General features: G+C 69.7%; 13 protein-coding genes. 2 read left to right on the top strand and 11 right to left on the bottom strand.

Features of this window, described 5'->3' with window-relative positions; genetic code table 11:
• The first annotated feature begins 18 nt into the window (after positions 1-18).
• Entirely contained in the window at positions 19-2,322 is a 2,304-nt protein-coding gene (locus ABNF93_RS22390; RefSeq protein ID WP_349330091.1) for a bifunctional polysaccharide deacetylase/glycosyltransferase family 2 protein, read from the top strand.
• 615 nt (positions 2,323-2,937) lie between these two features.
• The gene (locus ABNF93_RS22385; RefSeq protein WP_349330090.1) at positions 2,938-5,112 is read left to right on the top strand and encodes a bifunctional polysaccharide deacetylase/glycosyltransferase family 2 protein; all 2,175 of its coding nucleotides are present in this window, start codon (positions 2,938-2,940) and stop codon (positions 5,110-5,112) included.
• A gap of 283 nt (positions 5,113-5,395) precedes the next feature.
• On the opposite strand, the gene ABNF93_RS22380 is transcribed toward ABNF93_RS22385, so the two are convergent.
• From ABNF93_RS22380 to nuoE, 11 genes are all read right to left on the bottom strand, one after another.
• Positions 5,396-6,391 carry a polyprenyl synthetase family protein gene (locus tag ABNF93_RS22380; RefSeq protein WP_349330089.1) on the bottom strand — a complete coding sequence of 332 codons (996 nt, stop codon included), beginning with the start codon at positions 6,389-6,391 and terminating at the stop codon, positions 5,396-5,398.
• 71 nt (positions 6,392-6,462) lie between these two features.
• The gene (gene nuoN, locus ABNF93_RS22375; protein ID WP_349330124.1) at positions 6,463-8,013 is read right to left on the bottom strand and encodes an NADH-quinone oxidoreductase subunit NuoN; all 1,551 of its coding nucleotides are present in this window, start codon (positions 8,011-8,013) and stop codon (positions 6,463-6,465) included.
• A gap of 77 nt (positions 8,014-8,090) precedes the next feature.
• Entirely contained in the window at positions 8,091-9,629 is a 1,539-nt protein-coding gene (locus ABNF93_RS22370; protein ID WP_349330123.1) for an NADH-quinone oxidoreductase subunit M, read from the bottom strand.
• Positions 9,630-9,646: 17 nt separating this feature from the next.
• Complete coding sequence (gene nuoL / locus ABNF93_RS22365; protein ID WP_349330122.1) at positions 9,647-11,515, bottom strand: NADH-quinone oxidoreductase subunit L; 1,869 nt, start codon at positions 11,513-11,515, stop codon at positions 9,647-9,649.
• A gap of 108 nt (positions 11,516-11,623) precedes the next feature.
• Positions 11,624-11,923, bottom strand: a complete 300-nt coding sequence (gene nuoK, locus ABNF93_RS22360; protein ID WP_349330088.1) for an NADH-quinone oxidoreductase subunit NuoK — start codon at positions 11,921-11,923, stop codon at positions 11,624-11,626.
• Positions 11,924-11,987: 64 nt separating this feature from the next.
• Positions 11,988-12,905, bottom strand: coding sequence for an NADH-quinone oxidoreductase subunit J (locus ABNF93_RS22355; protein WP_349330087.1), 918 nt, complete (start codon positions 12,903-12,905; stop codon positions 11,988-11,990).
• Positions 12,902-13,552, bottom strand: a complete 651-nt coding sequence (gene nuoI, locus ABNF93_RS22350) for an NADH-quinone oxidoreductase subunit NuoI (RefSeq protein ID WP_502877604.1) — start codon at positions 13,550-13,552, stop codon at positions 12,902-12,904. The genes ABNF93_RS22355 and nuoI overlap by 4 nt, the downstream gene beginning before the upstream one ends.
• Positions 13,545-14,948 (bottom strand): NADH-quinone oxidoreductase subunit NuoH, encoded by a 1,404-nt coding sequence (gene nuoH / locus ABNF93_RS22345; protein WP_349330085.1) that lies wholly within the window; start codon positions 14,946-14,948, stop codon positions 13,545-13,547. Before nuoH ends, nuoI begins: the two co-directional genes overlap by 8 nt.
• On the bottom strand, positions 14,945-17,452 hold the full coding sequence (locus ABNF93_RS22340; protein WP_349330084.1) for an NADH-quinone oxidoreductase subunit G: 2,508 nt from the start codon (positions 17,450-17,452) through the stop codon (positions 14,945-14,947). The genes nuoH and ABNF93_RS22340 overlap by 4 nt, the downstream gene beginning before the upstream one ends.
• Positions 17,449-18,765 carry an NADH-quinone oxidoreductase subunit NuoF gene (gene nuoF, locus ABNF93_RS22335; protein ID WP_349330083.1) on the bottom strand — a complete coding sequence of 439 codons (1,317 nt, stop codon included), beginning with the start codon at positions 18,763-18,765 and terminating at the stop codon, positions 17,449-17,451. Before nuoF ends, ABNF93_RS22340 begins: the two co-directional genes overlap by 4 nt.
• Positions 18,762-19,559 carry an NADH-quinone oxidoreductase subunit NuoE gene (gene nuoE, locus ABNF93_RS22330; RefSeq protein ID WP_349330121.1) on the bottom strand — a complete coding sequence of 266 codons (798 nt, stop codon included), beginning with the start codon at positions 19,557-19,559 and terminating at the stop codon, positions 18,762-18,764. Before nuoE ends, nuoF begins: the two co-directional genes overlap by 4 nt.
• Positions 19,560-19,614: the final 55 nt, after the last annotated feature.

The following is a 19,614-nucleotide window of genomic DNA, read 5'->3' as shown; positions in this document are numbered from 1 at the left end:
ACTGGACAGCTAGCGCGCATGGCACGACACGTCAGACTCCGGGAGCCCCGCCACCACTGGACCCTCATCTGCCTCCTGCTCGCCTCGCTCGCGGCCGTCCTCCTCGTCCACGGGTACGTCGAGAAGGGCTCTGACGGGCAGGGATACCTTGACGAGGCGTGGAGCAGCTCCACAGCGCCATCAGAACAGAGCTCATCCACCAGCCCGTTGCCGCTCTCGTACGCCGGTCCGATCCTCGACCTCAGCCGCTCGCGGCCAGCCCGGACCGGGATGCCCCACCGCACCATCGCCCTGACGTTTGAGGATGGGCCCGATCCCCGATGGACCCCGCAGGTCCTCGCCGCCCTGCGCCGACACGGCGTACGCGCAACGTTCTTCGTCGTCGGATCCAAGGCCGCGGCTCATCCCGAACTCACCCGACGCATCCTTGCGGAGGGGCACGAGATCGGCAGCCACACCTACACCCACGCCGATCTCGGCGGAATTCCCGGCTGGCGACGCGCCGTGGAGCTGACGCTCGCGCAGCGAGCGCTCGCCGGGACGACCGGGATGCACACCTACCTGCTCCGGCCGCCGCACACCTCGACTCCCTCGAGGCTCACGGGGCCGGAGTACGAAGCCGCGCGTGACGCGAGCCGGCAGGGCTACCTCATCGTGCTGACCGACCGCGACACGCGTGACGCCTCACGTCGTACGACGAAACAGATCGTCGCGGCGGCCACACCGAAGGCGGGTCGCGGCGCGGTGGTCCGCCTGCATGACGGCGGAGGCGACCGGAGCGCGGTGGTCGAGGGCGTGGATCGCCTGATCACCCGGCTCCAGCCGAAGAAGTACCGCTTCACGACCGTCTCCGACGCCTTGCATCTGCGGGAGGCCAACACTCCCGCCGGCATGGTCGACCGCTCGGCGGGCGCCGTCCTGGTAGGTGCGCAACGCGCCGGAAAGGTGGCAGCCGAGGGACTCACGATGGCCACGGTGGCTGCCGGCGTCCTCACCGTCGGGCGGCTGGTTCTCATGGTTCTGCTCGCCTGGCGCCACGAGATCGGCGTACGCAGGGCGCGCGCACGTGTTCTCCGGGCGCAGGCTCGGGCACTCCGGGCGCAGGCCCGCGCACTCCGCTCCCGGTCCCGCGCCGTCCGGTTGCGCACCCATGGCGCACGCACGCGCGCGGCCCGGGCGCGCGAGCGGGCGTACTCCATGACCACGAAGTCGCGCTACCACCCGCCGGTCTCGGTCATCGTCCCCGCCTACAACGAGGCGGCGGGCATCACGGCCACCCTTCGATCCCTCGTGGCGAGCGACTATCCGGGCGATCTCGAGGTGGTGGTTGTCGACGACGGCTCGACTGACAACACCGCGGCCATCGCGTCCAGGCTCGGCCTTCCTGAGGTCAGGGTGATCCGCCAGCGGAACGCCGGAAAGGCCTCGGCGCTCAACACCGGAATCTCGTACTCCCGCCACGATGTCCTGGTCATGGTGGACGGGGACACCGTGTTCGAACCCACCGCCATCAGGCGCCTGGTGCAGCCGCTCGCCGACCCGGAGGTGGGTGCGGTGAGCGGCAACACGAAGGTGGGCAACCGGCGGGGAGTCCTTGGTCGCTGGCAGCACCTCGAATATGTCATCGGCTTCAACCTCGACCGGCGGATGTTCGACCTGCTCGAATGCATGCCCACCGTGCCGGGGGCGATCGGCGCCTTCCGCTACGAGGCCCTCGCGAGCGTCGGCTGGATCAGCGACGACACGCTCGCCGAGGACACGGACCTCACCATGGCGCTCTGCCGGGTCGGCTGGCGGGTCGTCTACAAGCAAAGCGCCCGCGCGTGGACGGAGGCACCCGCCTCCTTGGCACAGCTCTGGCGCCAGCGCTACAGGTGGTGCTACGGAACGCTGCAGTCGATGTGGAAGCACCGCCGGGCCCTGTTCGAGCGGGGCCCCGCCGGCCGGTTCGGGCGGCGCGGCCTCACCTACCTCGCCGTCTTCCAGGTCGCGCTACCGCTGTTCGCTCCTGCCATCGACGTCTTCGCGCTGTACGCCGTGCTCTTCGGGCGGCCGTCGAAGGTGCTGGGGGTCTGGTTGACGTTCGTACTCCTGCAGATGGTCGTCGGTGGCTACGCGCTCCGGCTCGACCGTGAACGCCTCACGGCTCTGTGGACCATGCCGCTCCAGCAGTTCGTCTACCGACAGCTCATGTACATGGTCGTCATCCAGTCCGTCGTGACGGCAGTACTCGGCGCTCCCCTGCGCTGGCACACATTGCGCAGGGAAGGGACGTTCGCCCATTCCCAGGTGTCGGCCGTGCAAGTCCGGAGTCGCGGTTGACCGAGGCTCCTCCAATTGTCCGCTCTACCGCGAATGCGCCATTTAACCTGCACCCTCAATGAATTGCGAGGTCACAGAGTGTTGAGCAAGTCCTTTCTGTCATTACATATCTCCGCAGTCCTACCTTCCACCGCCTACACTGCTTCGCCGTGAGACGACAACCGCCTGGCAGGCACGCGGTCTTCGTCGACCACTCCGGACGCCGGCACCGCATGCTTCGACAGGCAGGGCGGATTGGCGGAGGCCTGGTGGCCGCGGCGCTCGTGCTGCTCTGCATAAGTCTGTTCACCGACTCCGATCCGGGCACGCCACCGTGGACCCTGGGCGAGCAGAAACCATCCCCGACTCCGAGTCCGGCGGCCCGCCCGCAGCGCGAGCGCGCGGATCAGCCGGCCAGCCGGGCCGGGCGGGACAAGGAGACCCAGAAGGCGCGCCCGTCGGCGACGGCCTCCCCGAGCCCGACGCCGACCTCCACCTCGCGTACGGGTGATCCGACCGGCACGCCGACTCCTACCCCCACTGCCACCGCCACGCCGACCAAGGCGTCGGGATCGAAGCCGGATACTCCGCCCGGGCGCGCGACTCGCTCGCCCGGACCGCCCGATCGCCCCTGACGTGCACCGCCACGTCCGGCTCCGCGAACCACGCCAGCACTGGGCCCTGCTCAGTCTCGTCCTGGCCGTGCTCGTCGGCGTTCTCCTGCTCCAGGGCTACGTGGAACGCAGTTGGAGCGACCTCTCGCCGGCACCACCGGAGCCGGGAGGTGAGACTCCGCCAGGGCACAAACGAGACGGCCGCCTCCTGGCCGACTCCGAGCCCGTCGTCGACCTCTCAGGCGCCCGGCCCGGCGCTGCGGCCATGCCGGCAGGCACGATCGCGCTCACCTTCGACGACGGACCGGATCCGCGGTGGACGCCGCAGATCCTCGAGGTGCTGCGCCGCCACCAAGCCCGCGCGACGTTCTTCGTCCTCGGCTCGAAGGTGGCGGCCCATCCGCAGTTGACCCGACAGATCGTGGCCGAGGGGCACGAGCTCGGCTCGCACAGCTACACCCATCCGGACCTCAGCCGGGTCCCCACCTGGCAGCGCGGGCTGGAACTCTCCCTCACGCAGAAGGCCATCGCCGGCGCCACGGGACATCACACACGACTGCTCCGACCGCCGTACGCCTCAGTGCCTTCCGCCATGACCGCACCGGAGTACGAAACAGCCCGGGCGCTGAGCCGGGATGGCTATCTCATCGTTCTGGCCAACCGTGACACCAAGGACTGGTCCGGTCGTACGCCCGAGCAGATCGTGGCCGCCGCGACTCCGCGCGGCCGCCAGGGCGCCGTAGTCCTGGTCCACGATTCCGGAGGTGACCGGGGCGCGACTGTCACGGCGGTCGACCACCTGTTGACCCGGCTGGATGCCGCCGGCTACCAGTTCACGACCGTATCCGACGGGGTGGGGCTGCCCGCCACGAGCCTGCCGGCGACACGCCCGCAGCGCCTCGCTGGCCTGACCCTGGTCGGAGCACAACTGGTGGGCCACGTCCTGGCAGCCGGTCTGACCGTCGCACTCGGCATCGCCGGCGCACTCACCCTGGTCAGGGTCGTTCTCCTCGTGGGCGTGGCCAGGCTGCATGCCCGGCGCGCCAGGCGTGCGCGTCGGAAGTGGCGGCGACAACTCCAACAGCGCCGACGCGTCATGCGACTCACCTTCCCCGCAGTCTCCGTCGTCGTACCCGCCTACAACGAAGCGGCAGGGATTGCGGCGACCGTCCGTTCACTGGTCGCCGCCCGCTATCCCGGCAGGGTCGAGGTGATCGTGGTCGACGACGGCTCGACCGACGGCACCGGACACATCGCGGCGCGTCTCCGCCTCCCCGGCGTGACCGTGATCCGCCAGGCTAACGCCGGCAAGCCAAGCGCCCTCAACACCGGGATCGCCCGCGCGAGATCCGGCATCCTGATCCTCGTCGATGGCGACACCGTCTTCGAACCCCACACCATCGAACGACTTGTCCGGTCGTTCGCAGATCCGCGGGTTGGTGCGGTGAGTGGGAACACGAAGGTTGGCAACCGCCGCGGACTCCTCGGACGCTGGCAGCACATCGAGTACGTCATCGGGTTCAATCTCGACCGCCGGATGTTCGACGTCTGGGCCTGCATGCCCACGGTGCCGGGCGCGATCGGGGCGTTCCGCCGGGATGCGCTTGCCAGCGTCGGCGGCATCAGCGACGACACGCTGGCCGAGGACACCGACCTCACAATGGCGATCTGCCGGGCCGGTTGGCGCGTGGTCTACGAGGAGAAGGCGCGGGCCTGGACCGAGGCGCCGAGCTCGCTTCGCCAACTCTGGCGGCAGCGCTACCGGTGGTGTTACGGCACGCTGCAGTCGATGTGGAAGCACCGAAGGGCCCTGATCGAACGCGGCCAGGCCGGCAAGTTGGGGCGTCGTGGGCTCACGTACCTCGCGCTCTTCCAGGTCGCCCTACCCCTCCTTGCACCGGCCGTCGACGTGTTCGCGTTGTACGGGCTCGTGTTCGGCGAGCCGGCGCGCGTCCTTGCCGTGTGGCTGGGCTTCCTGCTCGTCCAGGTCCTCGCCGGGGCCTACGCGCTGCGGCTGGATGGCGAGCGCCTACGGCCGTTGTGGAGCCTGCCCCTCCAACAGGTCGTCTACCGGCAGCTCATGTACCTCGTCGTCATCCAGTCGGTGGTGACGGCCCTGCTAGGTGCGCCGTTGCGCTGGCACGCGATGCGCCGGCAGGGGACCTTCGCCAGGCGCGAACCGCTCGCCATGCCCTGACCAGCCCCGTCCACGTCGTGGTCTCACGTCGTACAGGGGCCCCGGGGAACCCGGAGGACCCGGGGACCGGGTGACCCGGCAGCCCGGGGGGGCGGGCGACCCGGCAGCCCGGGGACCCGGGGCGGGCGGTAAATGACCACGCTGAGCATGCCCGTGTTCGCCAAAGAGGCGTCGACACCCGTTCCGGGTGCCGAACGCCTGCTCAGCGTGGTCATTTACCGCTCTCTCCTGACACATGTGTCAAGGGAGCCTCATTTACCGCACCCGATCGGTGGGTCAGTCGTCACCCCGTACGCGAGACCACCAGGTCGCACAGGCCGGCGAGCGCGTCACGCGCCGGTATGTCCGGAAGGGAAGGGAGCGTCGCGCGCGCCTCGTCGGCCCACTGCTGCACGATCGCCCGTGCCTGGTCCATCGCCGGATGCGCCCGGAGCAGCTTGAGCGCCTCCGCGTGCTCGTCGTCGTCGACCAGCGGCTTCGCCAGCAGGTCCCGCAGCCGCGCGTCGGCCGGGTCCCGCGAGCGCTGCGCCAGGAGCACCGGCAGCGTCGGAACGCCCTCACGCAGGTCCGTCCCCGGCGTCTTGCCGGACTGGTCGGAGTCGCTCGCGATGTCGAGGACGTCGTCGGAGAGCTGGAAGGCGACCCCGACCTTCTCGCCGTACTCCGTCACGACCGCCTCGATCTCGGCCGATGCGCCCGCGAGCTTCGCACCCAACCTGGCCGACGTGGCGATCAGCGAACCGGTCTTGTCAGCGAGGACGGAGAGATAGTAGTCGAGCGGGTCGTCATCGTCGGACGGCCCGAGCGTCTCGCGGATCTGCCCCTCCACGAGCCGCGCGAAGGTCTGCGACTGGATGCGTACGGCCTCGAGCCCCAGATCCACCATCCGGTCCGACGCCTTCGCGAACAGGTAGTCGCCGGTGAGGATCGCGATGGTGTTGTCCCACCGGGCGTTGGCGCTCGGAGCGCCCCGGCGCAACGCCGCCTCGTCCATCACGTCGTCGTGGTGCAGGGTCGCGAGGTGGGTGAGCTCGAGGACGACCGCCACCGGGGCGACCCCCGGCGCCTCGTGGTCGCCGAACTCCGCGGCCAGCACCACGAGCAGGGGCCGGAACCGCTTGCCCCCCGCCTCGATCAGGTGCCGCGCCGTCTCGGTGACGAAGCCGAAGTCGCTCGCGACGACGGTCGACAGCTGCTGCTCCACCTCGTCGAGTCGCGCCCGCACACGTGCGTCCAGGTCGGCGTCGACGAACGGAACGGTCAGCCCGGTCATGCTCATCGGCACACCTACCCTCCCGCTGAGGCTGCGACGCGTCGCCCGCCCCCGCGGTCGCCCGTCGCGATCCGCGGTCAGCCCGCCAGCTGCGAGGCCCGCGCCGCGAGCTGCAGGAGCGGCTCCGGCATCAGGCCAAGCACCACGGTAGCCGCGACTCCGATGGCGACGGCGACCGAGGTGAACATGCTGGGGACCGCGACCGTCGGACCTTCTGCCGCTGGTTCGTTGAAGAACATCAAGACGATGACGCGTACGTAGAAGAACGCGGCGACGACGCTCGCCACCACGCCGACGACGACCAGCGGCCACGCACCACCCTGCCAGGCAGCGCTGAACACGGCCCACTTGCCCATGAACCCGCTGGTCAACGGGATACCGGCGAACGCGAGCAGGAACAGCGCCATCACCCCGGCGACGAGCGGCGCCCGTTTGCCGAGCCCGACCCAGCGGGACAGGTGGGTCGCCTCGCCACTCGCGTCGCGGACCAGCGTGACGACCGCGAACGCGCCGACCGTCGCGAAGCCGTACGCCGCGAGGTAGAAGAGGATCGCCGAGGTGTTGATCCCGATGTCGTTGCGTACGCCGACGAAGCCGACGAGCAGGAACCCGGCATGTGCGATCGAGGAGTACGCCAGCATCCGCTTGATGTCGCTCTGCGTCAGGGCCAGGACCGCTCCGACTCCCATGGTGAGGATGGCGACGACCCAGATCATCGGCTGCCAGTCCCAGCGCGCGGCACCGAGCGCGACGTAGAACAGCCGCAGCAGCGCTCCGATCGCCGCGATCTTCGTACACGCCGCCATGAACGCGGTGATCGCCGTCGGCGCACCCTGGTAGACGTCCGGCGTCCACATGTGGAAGGGCGCCGCACCGATCTTGAACAGCAGCCCCACCGCGATGAGTGCGGTGCCGCCGAGCAGCAGCCCGTCGACACCGACCTTGCCGCCGATGGCCGCCGCGATGCCGGTGAAGCTGACCGTGCCGGCGTAGCCGTAGAGCAGGGCCATGCCGTAGAGGAAGAACGCGGAGGCGAACGCACCGAGCAGGAAGTACTTCATCGCGGCTTCCTGCGACAGCAGCCGCCGCCGGCGGGCGAGCCCGCACAGCAGGTAGAGCGGCAGCGACAGCACCTCGAGCGCCACGAACATCATCAGCAGGTCGTTCGCCGCCGGGAACAGCAGCATCCCGCCGACCGCGAAGAGGAACAGCGGGAAGACCTCGGTCTGCTCCAGCCGCCGGGCGAGGGCCTCCCGCTCCGCCTCCGTGCCCGGCAATGCCGCGGCCTGGCCGGCGAACGCCGTCACACCGCCGTCGACGGAGCGTTCGGCGACCAGAAGCAGCGAGACGATCGAGAGCACCAGGATGGTGCCCCACAGGAACAACGTGAACCCGTCGACGGCGATCGCACCCTCCGCGGCGAGCAGCTTGCTGCCGGCGAGACCGATCGTCGACACCAGGGCCGCCACGAGCGCGGCGAGCGACAGGATCACCTGGGCGGCGTAGCGGGTCCGCCGGGGCAGGAACGCCTCGACGAGCACGCTCAGGATCGCGACGCCGAAGACGATGAGCAGCGGCGCGACCTTGGCGTACTCGATCGTCGGCGTGCTGAACCCGGGTGTGGGCACAGGTGCCGCCCACCCGTGGCCAGTGGCCGAGAGAGCGGCAACCGGAGCGGCAAGCTCCTGGGCGAGGCTGATCGGTGTCACTTCTCACCTTCCGAAGGAGCCGTGACGGGGTGCTCGGGCGCCGGATCCGTGACGCCGACCCGTTCCATGGTGGAGTCGACGGCCGGCGAGATCACGTCCAGCGCGGGGCCCGGGAAGAGCCCGAGGCCGAGGATCAGGACGATGAGCGGTGCGACCGCGACGACCTCGCGGGGGCGGAGATCCGGCATGTTCGCCACCGCGGTCGCGGTCGGGCCGGTCATGGTGCGTTGGTAGAGGATCAGCATGTACAGCGCCGCCAGGACGATGGAGATGGTCGCGATCACGGCGGCCACCTCGTACCGCTGGAACGTGCCGGCGAGCGCCAGGAACTCGCTCACGAACGGCGCCAGGCCAGGCAGCGCCAGCCCGGACAGGCAGGCGAACAGGAACGCACCGGAGGCGACCGGTGCCACCTTGTCGACGCCACCGAAGTCGCCGATCTGCGCCGAGCCGCGTCGGGTGATGAAGTAGCCGGCGACGAGGAACAGCGCGGCGGTCGACAGGCCGTGGTTGAGCATGTAGAGCGTGGCGCCGGTCTGGGCGAGGCTCGTCATCGCGAAGATGCCGAGCACGATGACGCCGAAGTGGGACACCGAGGTGTAGGCGATCAGCCGCTTGATGTCGCGCTGCCCGATCGCGAGGACCGCGCCGTAGAGCACGCTGATCACGGCGAGCACGATCACCGCCGGCGTCGCCCACCGCGAGGCCTCCGGGAAGAGCTGGAGGCAGAACCGGATCATGCCGAAGGTCCCGATCTTGTCCAGGATCGCGACCAGCAGGACGGCGGTGCCAGGTGTCGCCTCGCGCGCGGCGTCGGGCAGCCAGGTGTGCACCGGCCACATCGGCGCCTTGATCGCGAACGCGACGAAGAAGCCGGCGAACAGCCACTTCTGCGTACCTGCGTCGATGTCGAGTTGGGTCAGGGCGCTCAGCAGGAAGGACGGCTCGCCGTTGGTCTGCGCGGCCGAGACGGCGTAGAGGCCCACGACGGCGGCGAGCATCAGGAGCCCGCCGACAAGGGAGTAGATGAGGAACTTCACCGCGGCGTAGGACCGGCGCGGCCCACCGTAGCTGCCGATCAGGAAGTAGATCGGGATGAGCGTCGCCTCGAACAACAGGTAGAAGAGGAAGACGTCCGTGGCGGCGAACACCCCGAGCGCCAGCGCCTCCAGCGTGAGCACCAGCGCGAAGAACGTCTTGACACTCCGGCTGCCGGACTCGGCGTCGTTCCATGAGGCGAGGATGACGATCGGCGTCAGCAGCGCGGTGAGCAGGAAGAGGACGAGGCCGATGCCGTCGACGCCGAGTGCGTAGTAGACACCGAACGCCGGGATCCAGCGGTGCTGCTCGACGAACTGCATGCCGCCGGCCGGGTCGTACTGCACGGCGATGATGAGCGCCAGCACCAGCGTCAGCCCGGCGACCGCCGTCGCGACCTGCTTGGCCAGCAGGTCCCGGTCACGCGGGAGCAGCGCGATGAACACCGCACCCAGCGCCGGGAGCGCACAGGCGACGGTCAACCACGGCAACGTGATATCGGGAGCGACCAGGTTCACGACAACCTCACCATCACCATCGCCACCACAACCAGGGCGGCACCCCCGAACATCACGAGGGCGTACGAACGGACGAACCCGGTCTGGAACCTGCGTGCCCAACCGGAGAGCCCACCGACGAACGCGGCGACGCCGTTGACCACACCGTCGATCCCACGGCTGTCGAAGGCGACGAGACCCCGGGTGGCCTCCTGCCCGGGACGCATCAGCACGACCTCGTTGAAGGCGTCACCGTAGAGGTCCCGCCGGGCGGCGGTCGTGACCGGCGAGACCCGCGTGGGCGCGGTGACCGGGATGTCGCGGCGGGCCACGAACAGCACCGCGACGAGGACGCCGAGCAGGACGACGACGAGCGTGATCCCGATCAGCAGGGCCTCGGACAGCGGCGCCGGCAGCTCGACGTGCTGCTCACCGACGACCGGCTCGAGCCAGTGCACGATGCCGCCGCCGAGGTAGGCGAGCACCATGCCGCCGACCGCGCTCAGGATCGCCAGCAGCACCAGTGGGACGGTCATGACGCCGGGCGACTCGTGCGGGTGGGCGTCCTCACGCCAGCGCTTGCGGCCGAGGAACGTCATGGCCATCACCCGCGACATGTAGAACGCCGTGATGCCGGCGCCGAGCAGCGCGCAGAGCCCCACCCAGACGTTGAAGCCGAACGCCACCTCGATGATCTTGTCCTTGCTGAAGAACCCGGCGAACGGCGGGATCCCGATGATCGCGAGGTACCCGACGGCGAAGGTGACGTAGGTGACCGGGAGGTATCTCCCCAGCCCGCCGTACCGACGCATGTCCACCTCGTCGTTCATGCCGTGCATCACCGAGCCGGCGCCGAGGAAGAGGTCGGCCTTGAAGAACCCGTGCGTGAGCAGGTGGAAGATCGCGAACGCATAGCCGACCGGCCCGAGCCCCGCGGCCAGCATCATGTAGCCGATCTGGCTCATCGTCGACCCGGCGAGGGCCTTCTTGATGTCGTCCTTCGCGCACCCGATGATCGCGCCCATGAGCAGCGTGATCGTGCCGACGGCGACGACCGCGGTCTGGGCGATCGGTGCCTCGTTGAAGATCGCGTTGGACCTCGTGACGAGGTAGACCCCGGCGGTCACCATGGTCGCCGCGTGGATGAGCGCGGACACCGGTGTCGGGCCCTCCATCGCGTCGAGCAGCCAGGACTGCAGCGGGAACTGTGCGGACTTGCCGCACGCGCCGAGCAGCAGCAGCAGGCCGAGCGCGGTGGCGATCCCGGTGCCCGCCTCGGCGACGCCGCCGAAGACGCCGGTGAACGACGAGGTGCCGAACGTCGCGATCATCAGCATCACGGCGACCGACAGCCCGAGGTCACCGACCCGGTTGACGACGAATGCCTTCTTGGCGGCGGTGGCGGCGGAGTGTTTGTGCTGCCAGAACCCGATCAGGAGGTACGACGCGAGGCCGACACCCTCCCAGCCGATGAACAGCACGAGGAAGTCGTCGGCGAGGACCAGGACCAGCATCGCCGCGACGAACAGGTTGAGGTATCCGAAGAACCTCGACCGCCGCTCGTCATGGGCCATGTAGCCGATCGAGTAGACGTGGATGATGCTGCCGACCCCGGTGATGAGCAGGACGAAGCACATCGACAGCTGGTCGAGCAGCAGGCTCGCCTCGACGTGGTAGCTCGCCAGCGGGATGAACGTGTAGAGCTGCTGGCTGACCGCGCGTTCCTCGGGCCCGAGCCCGAGCATCGCCGCGAACATCACCGCACCGAGCGCGAACGACGCGATCGGTGCCGCGCAGCCGAGCAGGTGCCCCCACGGGCGGGCGGCCCGCCCGGCCAGCAGGATCACCGCGGCCGAGACCGCGGGGATCGCGACGACCAGCCACAGCAGGGAGAACGCACCGGTGGCGGCCGTCGGCTCCTGCGCCAGGAGCTGGTCCTGGGCCAGGAGCACAGTGCTCACGGAGGTGGTCACGTGGGTTCGCCTCTCACCGAATCAGAACTTCAACAGGCTCGCGTCGTCGACCGAGGCCGAGCGACGGGTGCGGAAGATGGTCATGATGATCGCCAGCCCCACGACGACCTCGGCGGCCGCGACGACCATCACGAAGAACGCCACGACCTGGCCTTCGAGGTTGCCGGCCTGCCGGGCGAAGGAGACGAACGCGAGGTTCGCGGCGTTGAGCATCAGCTCGATGCACATGAAGACCACGATCGCGTTCCGTCGAGTCAGCACACCGACCGCACCGATCGTGAACAGCAGTGCCGACAGCACGATGTAGGAAGTCGCGGTCATGGGACCTCCTTCGTCGGTCCCATGACCAAGGTGCCGTGCTGAGTGATGACCTCACTGCGTTCGCTCATGGCTTCGCTCCCGTCCCGCCGGCCGAGCCGTTGTCGTCGTGGCGATCGCCTGAGTCGGCGGTGGAACCGTCGTCGGCCGCGGACTCGTTCACCCTGCCGTTCGACGCCGACGCTCCTTCGTCGCCACCGCCACTCCCACTGGCGCGGGTGCTCCGTGGCGTGGGCGTACCGGTGTAGCGCTCGAGCCCCGGCACCTGGTGGGTGTAGCGCGACGGCTCCCGCACCGTGCCACGGGCGATGAGCACCCGCGACACCGACGACTCCGCGGCGCGCCCGTCGGGCAGCAGGGCCGGCGTGTCGACGGCGTTGTGCCGGGCGAAGGTGCCGGGTGCCGGTGCCTGGCCGGGGTGCCGGCCCTTCTCGGCATAGTCGCGGAAGCGACGCTCGGCGAGGTCCTTCTGCGACGGCTTCACTCCGATGCGTTCGCGGTGGGCGAGGATCATCGCGCCCAGCGCGGCGGTGATGAGCAGCGCGCTCGTCACCTCGAACGCGAAGACGTACTTCGAGAACAACAGCGCCGCGATGGCCGGCACGTTCCCGTCCGGCGTCGCGTCGGCGAGCCCGACCGGCTGGCCGAACGTGACACCACCGACCGCGGTGACGAGCAGGGCTCCGAAGATGATCGCGCCGATGATCGCCAGCCAGCGCTGCCCGCGCAACGTCTCGACCAGCGAGTCGGACGCGTCGACGCCGACCAGCATGAGAACGAAGAGGAACAGCATGAGGATCGCGCCGGTGTAGACGATCACCTGGACGGCGAACAGGAACGGCGCATCCTGGATCGCGTAGAGCAACGCCAGGCACATCATCACCGTCGCCAGCAGCAACGCGCTGTGCACCGCCTTGCGCACGAGCACCATGCCCAGGGCCGCCAGCACCGCGATCGGCGCGAGCACCCAGAACGTCACGGTCATCGGGCCGCCGCCTCGCTCTCGTCCCTGGCCGGCTCGTCCGCGGCTGGTTCGGCGTCGTTCGCAGACTCCGTACGCTCCGACCAGCCCGGCAGGCCGGCCCCGCGGTAGTAGTCCTGCTCGTCGTCGCCGATCCGCATCGGGTGCGGCGGCTCCTCCATGCCGGGGAGCAGCGGGGCCAGCAGGTCCTTCTTCTCATAGATCAGGCTCGCCCGGCTGTCGTCGGCGAGTTCGTACTCGTTGGTCATCGTGAGCGCCCTGGTCGGGCACGCCTCGATGCACAGGCCGCAGAAGATGCAGCGCAGGTAGTTGATCTGGTAGACGCGGCCGTAGCGCTCGCCGGGCGAGAACCGACCGCTGCCCGGGCCGCCGGTGCCCTCACCGTCGTCGGTGTTGTCGGCACCCTCGACGTAGATCGCGTCGGCCGGGCACGCCCATGCGCAGAGTTCGCAGCCGATGCACTTCTCCAGCCCGTCCGGATGCCGGTTGAGCTGGTGGCGGCCGTGGAACCGGGGGGCAGTGGGCCGCTTCTCGAACGGGTACTGCTCGGTGACGGGCTTGCGGAACATCGTCCGGAAGGTCACCCCGAACCCGGCGATCGGTTCCCACAGCTGCGCCATGACGCCGCGCTGCGGCTTGTCGCTAGCCATCGCCATGCTCCTCTCGTGACGTGGCTGACTGTCCCCTACCGTCGCCCGTGGGCGCGCTCTCGTCGCCCGGCGCCCCCGCGCCCGCGGTCACCGACACGGTGGCGGGTTCGAAGCCCGGCACCTTCTGTCCAGGCATCGGCGGGACAGGGTATCCACCCGCGAACGGGTCGAACTCCGGCTGGTCGGCTTCCTCGTCCTCGCCGGCCTGTTCCTCCTCGCGCTTGGCCGCGATCCAGTCGTAGACGAACGAACCCAGCAGGACGAGCACCACGAGGCCGGCGATGGCGTAGAAGAACTGCCGCTGGTAGCCGGCGCTCAGGGTCGCGCGCGCGGTCGCGACGAAGACCGTCCAGACCAGGGCGAGCGGGATGAGGAGCTTCCAGCCGAGCTTCATGAACTGGTCGTAACGCATCCGGGGCAGCGTGCCGCGCAACCAGATGAACAGGAACATGAACGCCATGACCTTGCCGAGGAACCACAGCAGCGGCCACCAGCCCTGGTTGGCGCCCTCCCACAGCGACAGCGGCCACGGCGCCCGCCAGCCGCCGAAGAACATCGTCGTCGCGAGTGCGGAGACGGTGACCATGTTGACGTACTCGGCGAGGAAGAACAGCAGGTACTTCATCGAGGAGTACTCGGTCAGGAACCCCGCGACCAGCTCACCCTCGGCCTCCGGCAGGTCGAACGGCGCGCGGTTGGTCTCGCCGACCATCGCGATCATGTAGATGAGGAACGACGGCAGCAGAACGACGACGTACCAGCTCGGCAGGTCGACCGTCACGCCGAGGATGGTCGCCTGGCTGCCACCCGCCTGCGCCTCGACGATCTGCGAGGTCGACATCGACCCGGCGTAGAGGAAGACGGCGACCAGCGCGAGACCCATCGCCACTTCGTACGAGATCATCTGCGCGGAAGACCGCAGGCCGCCGAGCAGCGGGTAGGTCGAGCCGGAGGCCCAGCCGCCCAGCACGATGCCGTAGATGCCGAGCGACGCGGCCGCCAGGATCAGGAGTACGCCGACCGGCAGGTCCGTGAGCTGCAGCGGAGTGCGGTGGCCGAAGATCGACACCTCCGGACCGAGCGGGATCACCGAGAACGCCGTGAACGCCATGGCCGCGGCGATGACCGGCGCCAGGACGTAGACGACCGTGTCGATGTTCTTCGGCCGGATCGTCTCCTTCAGCGAGAGCTTGATCCCGTCGGCGAGGCTCTGCAGCAGGCCGAACTTCCCGTGCACGTTGGGACCGACCCGGTGCTGCATGCGCGCCACGACCCGGCGTTCGAACCAGATGTTGAAGATCGTGATGAGCAGCAGGAAGACCGTGATGGCACCTGCTTTGATGAGAATGATCCACCACGGGTCGTTCCCGAACGCCGACAGACCTTCGTCGCTCATGAGGTGCCCCCTTCTCCTGCGGTGACCGCCCCAGGTGCGGTGGCGTCGGTGCCGAGGGCGCCGGGCGCGAGGTTGACGACGGCACCGGCGTCGACACCGAGCTGGTCGGGTACGCCCGAGCCGGCGGAGTTGGTCGGGATCCAAACGACCTGGTCGGGCAGGTCGGCGATCTCCAGTGGGAGGGTGATCGTGCCTCGCCCGTCCGAGACCGCGAGCCCCTCGCCCACCGCGACGCCGAGGTCCTCGGCCGTGCGGGCCGACACCCGGGCGCGGGCGGGACGCGCGGTGCCGGCGAGGTAGGGCTCGCCCTCCTGCAACCGGCCCTGGTCGAGCAGCTGGTGCCAGGTCCCGAGGACGGCTTGGCCGTCACGTGGCTGGGCCGACTCGGCCGGGCCGCGCCGAGGCGGCGCCGCCCGGGTGTCGTCCCAGGCACCCAGCTCGATGAGTTCCTGGCGGGCGCCCTCGACCGTCGTGAAGCCGAGCGGGCGCCGCATCTCGTCGGCGATCCCGGCGAGGACCCAGAGATCGGACTGGGTGTCGGCGTTCTCCAGCGCCTTCTCGAAGGGCCGCTCCCGACCCTCCCAGTCGACGAAAGTGCCGGCCTTCTCCGCGACGGCCGCGACCGGGAAGACGACGGAGGCGTGCTCGGTGACCTCGCTCGGTCGCTGCTCGAGGCTGACCACGAACGACGCCTTCGCGAGCGCCACCCGTGCGGCTGCCGGGTCGGGCAGGTCCGCGACCTCGACGCCGCCGACGACCAGCGCGCCGAGCTCACCCAGACCGGCGGCGGTGAGGATGGTGGAGGTGTCGCGGCCCGGCTCGATCGGCAGGTCACCGGCACCCCAGGCGGCGCTGAGGTCGACCCGCGCGGCGGCGTCGCCCACCGGCCGACCGCCAGGCAGGAGGTTCGGCAGGCAACCAGCGTCGACCGCGCCGCGTTCGCCCGCTCGCCGGGGCACCCAGGCCAGCCGGGCGCCGGTCGCCTCGACCAACCTGAGGGCCGCAGACAGTCCGCCGGGTACCGCGCCGAGGCGGGCGCCCACCAGGACGATCGCGCGTTCCTTCGGCAGCGCCTGCGCGCAGTTGAACCCCGCCAGGTCCAGACCGGCGCCGCCGCCGGCCAGGGCGGCCAGCACCCGCGCCTCGGTGCCCGGTGCGGACCGCAGCAGGGTGCCGTCCATCTTCCGCAGGCCGTCGGTGGTGTACGGCGCGACCGACCAGATCGCGGTGCCGTTCTTCTTCGCGGCCTTGCGGAGTCGGAGGAAGACGATCGCCGCCTCCTCCTCGGGCTCCAGACCGACGAGCAGGACCGAGGCCGCGTTCTCCAGGTCGCGGTAGGTGACCCCGAGTCCGGTACCCGCGACGGCGGAGGCGAGGAAGTCGCTCTCCTCCGTCGAGTGCGGCCTCGCCCGGAAGTCGATGTCGTTGGTGCCGAGTGCGGTCCGCGCGAACTTCGCGTACGCGTAGGCGTCCTCCATCGTGACCCGGCCACCGGGAAGGACACCGACCCGCCCGCCGGCCGCCTCGAGGCCGTCGGCCGCGACGCGGAACGCCTCGGACCACGAGGCCGGCTCCAGCTCGCCGCTCTCGGCGTCGCGGACCAGTGGGTAGGTCAGCCGGTCGGGCAGTGCGGCGTAGCGGAACGCGAAGCGTCCCTTGTCGCACACCCACTCCTCGTTGACCTCGGGCTCGTCGCCGGCCAGCCGGCGCATGACCTTGCCGCGCCGGTGGTCGGTACGAATCGAGCAGCCGCCCGCACAGTGCTCACAGACACTCGGGCTCGACACCAGGTCGAACGGACGGGACCGGAAGCGGTACTGCGCACTCGTCAGCGCACCCACCGGGCAGATCTGGATGGTGTTGCCGGAGAAGTAGCTGGAGAACGGCTCCTTCTCGTAGATGCCGACCTGCTGCAGGGCACCCCGGTCGAGCATCTCGATGAACGGGTCGCCGGCGATCTGCTGGGAGAAGCGCGTGCACCGGGCGCACAGGACGCAGCGTTCCCGGTCGAGGAGCACCTGGCTGGAGATGTTGATCGGCTTCGGATAGGTCCGCTTGACCTCGGTGAAACGCGACTCGCCGCGCCCGTTGGACATCGCCTGGTTCTGCAGCGGGCACTCGCCGCCCTTGTCGCAGACCGGGCAGTCCAGCGGGTGGTTGATCAGCAGGAACTCCATCTGCCCCTGCTGCGCCTTGTCGGCGACGGCCGATGTCAACTGGGTCTTGACGACCATGCCCTCGGCGACCGGAATCGTGCAGGACGCCTGCGGCTTCGGCATGCCGCGGCCGTTGCCCGCGTCGGGGATCTCCACCAGGCACTGCCGGCACGCACCCACCGGGTCCAGCAGCGGGTGGTCGCAGAAGCGGGGAATCGCGATGCCGATCAACTCGGCCGCCCGGATCAGCAGGGTGCCCTTCGGCACGCTCACCGGGATGTCGTCGATGGTGAGCGTGACGAGGTTCTCCAGCTCCGCCGACGGCGTGCCTTGGCTCTGGAGGGTCATACGGTCGCTCCTGCCGGTCTTGACTCGAACAAGGTCGCCGCGGCCGGGTCGAACGGGCACCCACCCCCGGTCACGTGCGCGATGTACTCGTCTCGGAAGTACTTCACCGAGGACGTGATGGGCGAGGTCGCGCCGTCGCCGAGCCCGCAGAACGACTTGCCCAGGATGTTGTCGCACAGGTCGACGAGCGTGTCGATGTCGTCCTCGCTACCCTTGCCGTCCTCGATGCGCTGCAGGATCTGCACGAGCCACCACGTGCCCTCGCGGCACGGCGTGCACTTGCCGCACGACTCGTGCTTGTAGAACTCCGTCCAGCGCAGGACCGCCCGCACGATGCACACGGTGTCGTCGTACATCGACAGGGCGCGGGTGCCGAGCAGGCTGCCGGCCGACACCATGCCCTCGAAGTCGAGCGGGACGTCGAGGTGCTCCTTCGTGAGCATCGGCACCGACGAGCCACCGGGCGTCCAGAACTTCAGCTCGTGCCCGGCACGGATTCCACCGGCCAACGAGAGCAGTTCGCGGAGTGTGATCCCGAGCGGACCTTCGTACTGGCCTGGGCGGCGCACGTGACCGGACAGTGAGTAGATCACGTGGCCCTTGCTCTTCTCCGTACCCATCCCGGAGAACCACTCCGGGCCGTTGGCCACGATGCCCGGGACGCTGGCGATCGACTCGACGTTGTTGATGACGGTCGGGGAGGCGTACAGCCCAGCCACCGCCGGGAACGGCGGGCGCAACCGCGGCTGGCCGCGTCGCCCCTCGAGCGAGTCGAGCAGCGCGGTCTCCTCACCGCAGATGTACGCACCCGCACCGGCGTGCACCACGACGTCGAGGTCGTAGCCGGTGCCGAGGATGTCGTGGCCGATGAAGCCGGCGTCGTAGGCCTGCTGCACCGCCTGCTGCAGCCGGCGGACGACGTGCAGCACCTCACCGCGGACGTAGATGAACGCCTGCCGCGCGCGGATCGCGTACGCCGAGATGATGACGCCCTCGACCAGCGTGTGCGGGCTGGCCAGCATCAACGGGATGTCCTTGCAGGTGCCCGGCTCGGACTCGTCGGCGTTGACCACCAGGTAGCGCGGCTTCTCACCGAGCGGCGGCAGGAAGCCCCACTTCATGCCGGTCGGGAAGCCCGCACCGCCCCGGCCACGCAGGCCGGAGTCCTTGACCATGGTGACGACCTCGTCCGGGTCCAGCCCGAACGCCTTGCGAAGCGCGCGGTAGCCGCCCTGGTCGGAGTAGGCCTGGAGGGTCCACGCGCGATCCTGCGCCCAGTTGGCGGTCAGCACTGGTGCCAGCGGATCGGTCATCGCCGCTTCCCCTTCCTGGCATCGCCGTTGGCGGTCCCGTCACGCTTGGCGGAGTCGTGGCCAGCGTCGACCTCGGCGATCTTGGACTCCGACTCGGCCCGTTGGGTGTCGGCCTGCTCCGCTGCCCGGGTGGCGGCGGCCGGAGTCGCCGGCTGGGTCGTCATCGCGGGTGGCTCTCCGGCGCCGCCACTCGGTGCCGCCCAGCCTCGCGACTCGGCGAGCCGCAGCCCGGCGAGCGAGGCGTCGCCGGCCGTCACACCTTCGTCGGCGCGTCCGTCGGGAAAACCGGCGAGCACCCGTTCGGCCTGCCGCCAGGTGCACACCCGGGCACCGCGGCTCGCCTGGACCTCGGTGCCGGCGCGGAGGTCGTCGACCAGCTGCCGCGCCTTCTCCGGCGTCATGTTGTCGAAGAACTCCCAGTTGACCATCACGACGGGCGCGTAGTCGCAGGCGGCGTTGCACTCGACGTGTTCGAGGGTGACCTTGCCGTCGGGCGTGGTCTCGTCGTTGCCGATGTCGAGGTGTTCCTTGAGTCCTGCGAAGATCTCGTCACCGCCCATCACCGCGCACAGCGTGTTGGTGCAGACACCGACGTGGTAGTCGCCGACCGGGCGGCGCTTGTACATCGTGTAGAACGTCGCGACCGCCGCCACCTCGGCCGCGGTCAGGTCGAGCAGCTCCGCACACACCTCGATGCCCTCGGGGCTGACGTGGCCGACCTCGCTCTGCACGAGGTGCAACATCGGCAGCAGGGCGGAGCGCGCCTGCGGATAGCGCGCCATGATCGCGCGCATCTCGTTCTTCGTACGCTCGGAGATCGCGGGATCACCCGGGTTCTCCGTACGCGCA

The sequence above is a fragment of the Actinopolymorpha sp. B9G3 genome (assembly GCF_040120725.1).
Lineage (GTDB): Bacteria > Actinomycetota > Actinomycetes > Propionibacteriales > Actinopolymorphaceae > Thermasporomyces.
The sequence above is the reverse complement of the archived record's forward strand: the minus strand, read 5'-3'. Positions and strand labels throughout refer to the sequence as shown.

Coding starts and splice junctions, on each gene's coding strand:
- ABNF93_RS22390 (WP_349330091.1), top strand. CDS start 19: ATGGCACGACACGTCAGACTCCGGGAGCCCCGCCACCACTGGACCCTC.
- ABNF93_RS22380 (WP_349330089.1), bottom strand. CDS start 6,391: ATGAGCATGACCGGGCTGACCGTTCCGTTCGTCGACGCCGACCTGGAC.
- nuoK (WP_349330088.1), bottom strand. CDS start 11,923: ATGACCGCGACTTCCTACATCGTGCTGTCGGCACTGCTGTTCACGATC.
- ABNF93_RS22355 (WP_349330087.1), bottom strand. CDS start 12,905: ATGACCGTGACGTTCTGGGTGCTCGCGCCGATCGCGGTGCTGGCGGCC.
- nuoI (WP_502877604.1), bottom strand. CDS start 13,552: ATGGCTAGCGACAAGCCGCAGCGCGGCGTCATGGCGCAGCTGTGGGAA.
- nuoH (WP_349330085.1), bottom strand. CDS start 14,948: ATGAGCGACGAAGGTCTGTCGGCGTTCGGGAACGACCCGTGGTGGATC.
- ABNF93_RS22340 (WP_349330084.1), bottom strand. CDS start 17,452: ATGACCCTCCAGAGCCAAGGCACGCCGTCGGCGGAGCTGGAGAACCTC.
- nuoF (WP_349330083.1), bottom strand. CDS start 18,765: ATGACCGATCCGCTGGCACCAGTGCTGACCGCCAACTGGGCGCAGGAT.
- nuoE (WP_349330121.1), bottom strand. CDS start 19,559: ATGCGCGCGATCATGGCGCGCTATCCGCAGGCGCGCTCCGCCCTGCTG.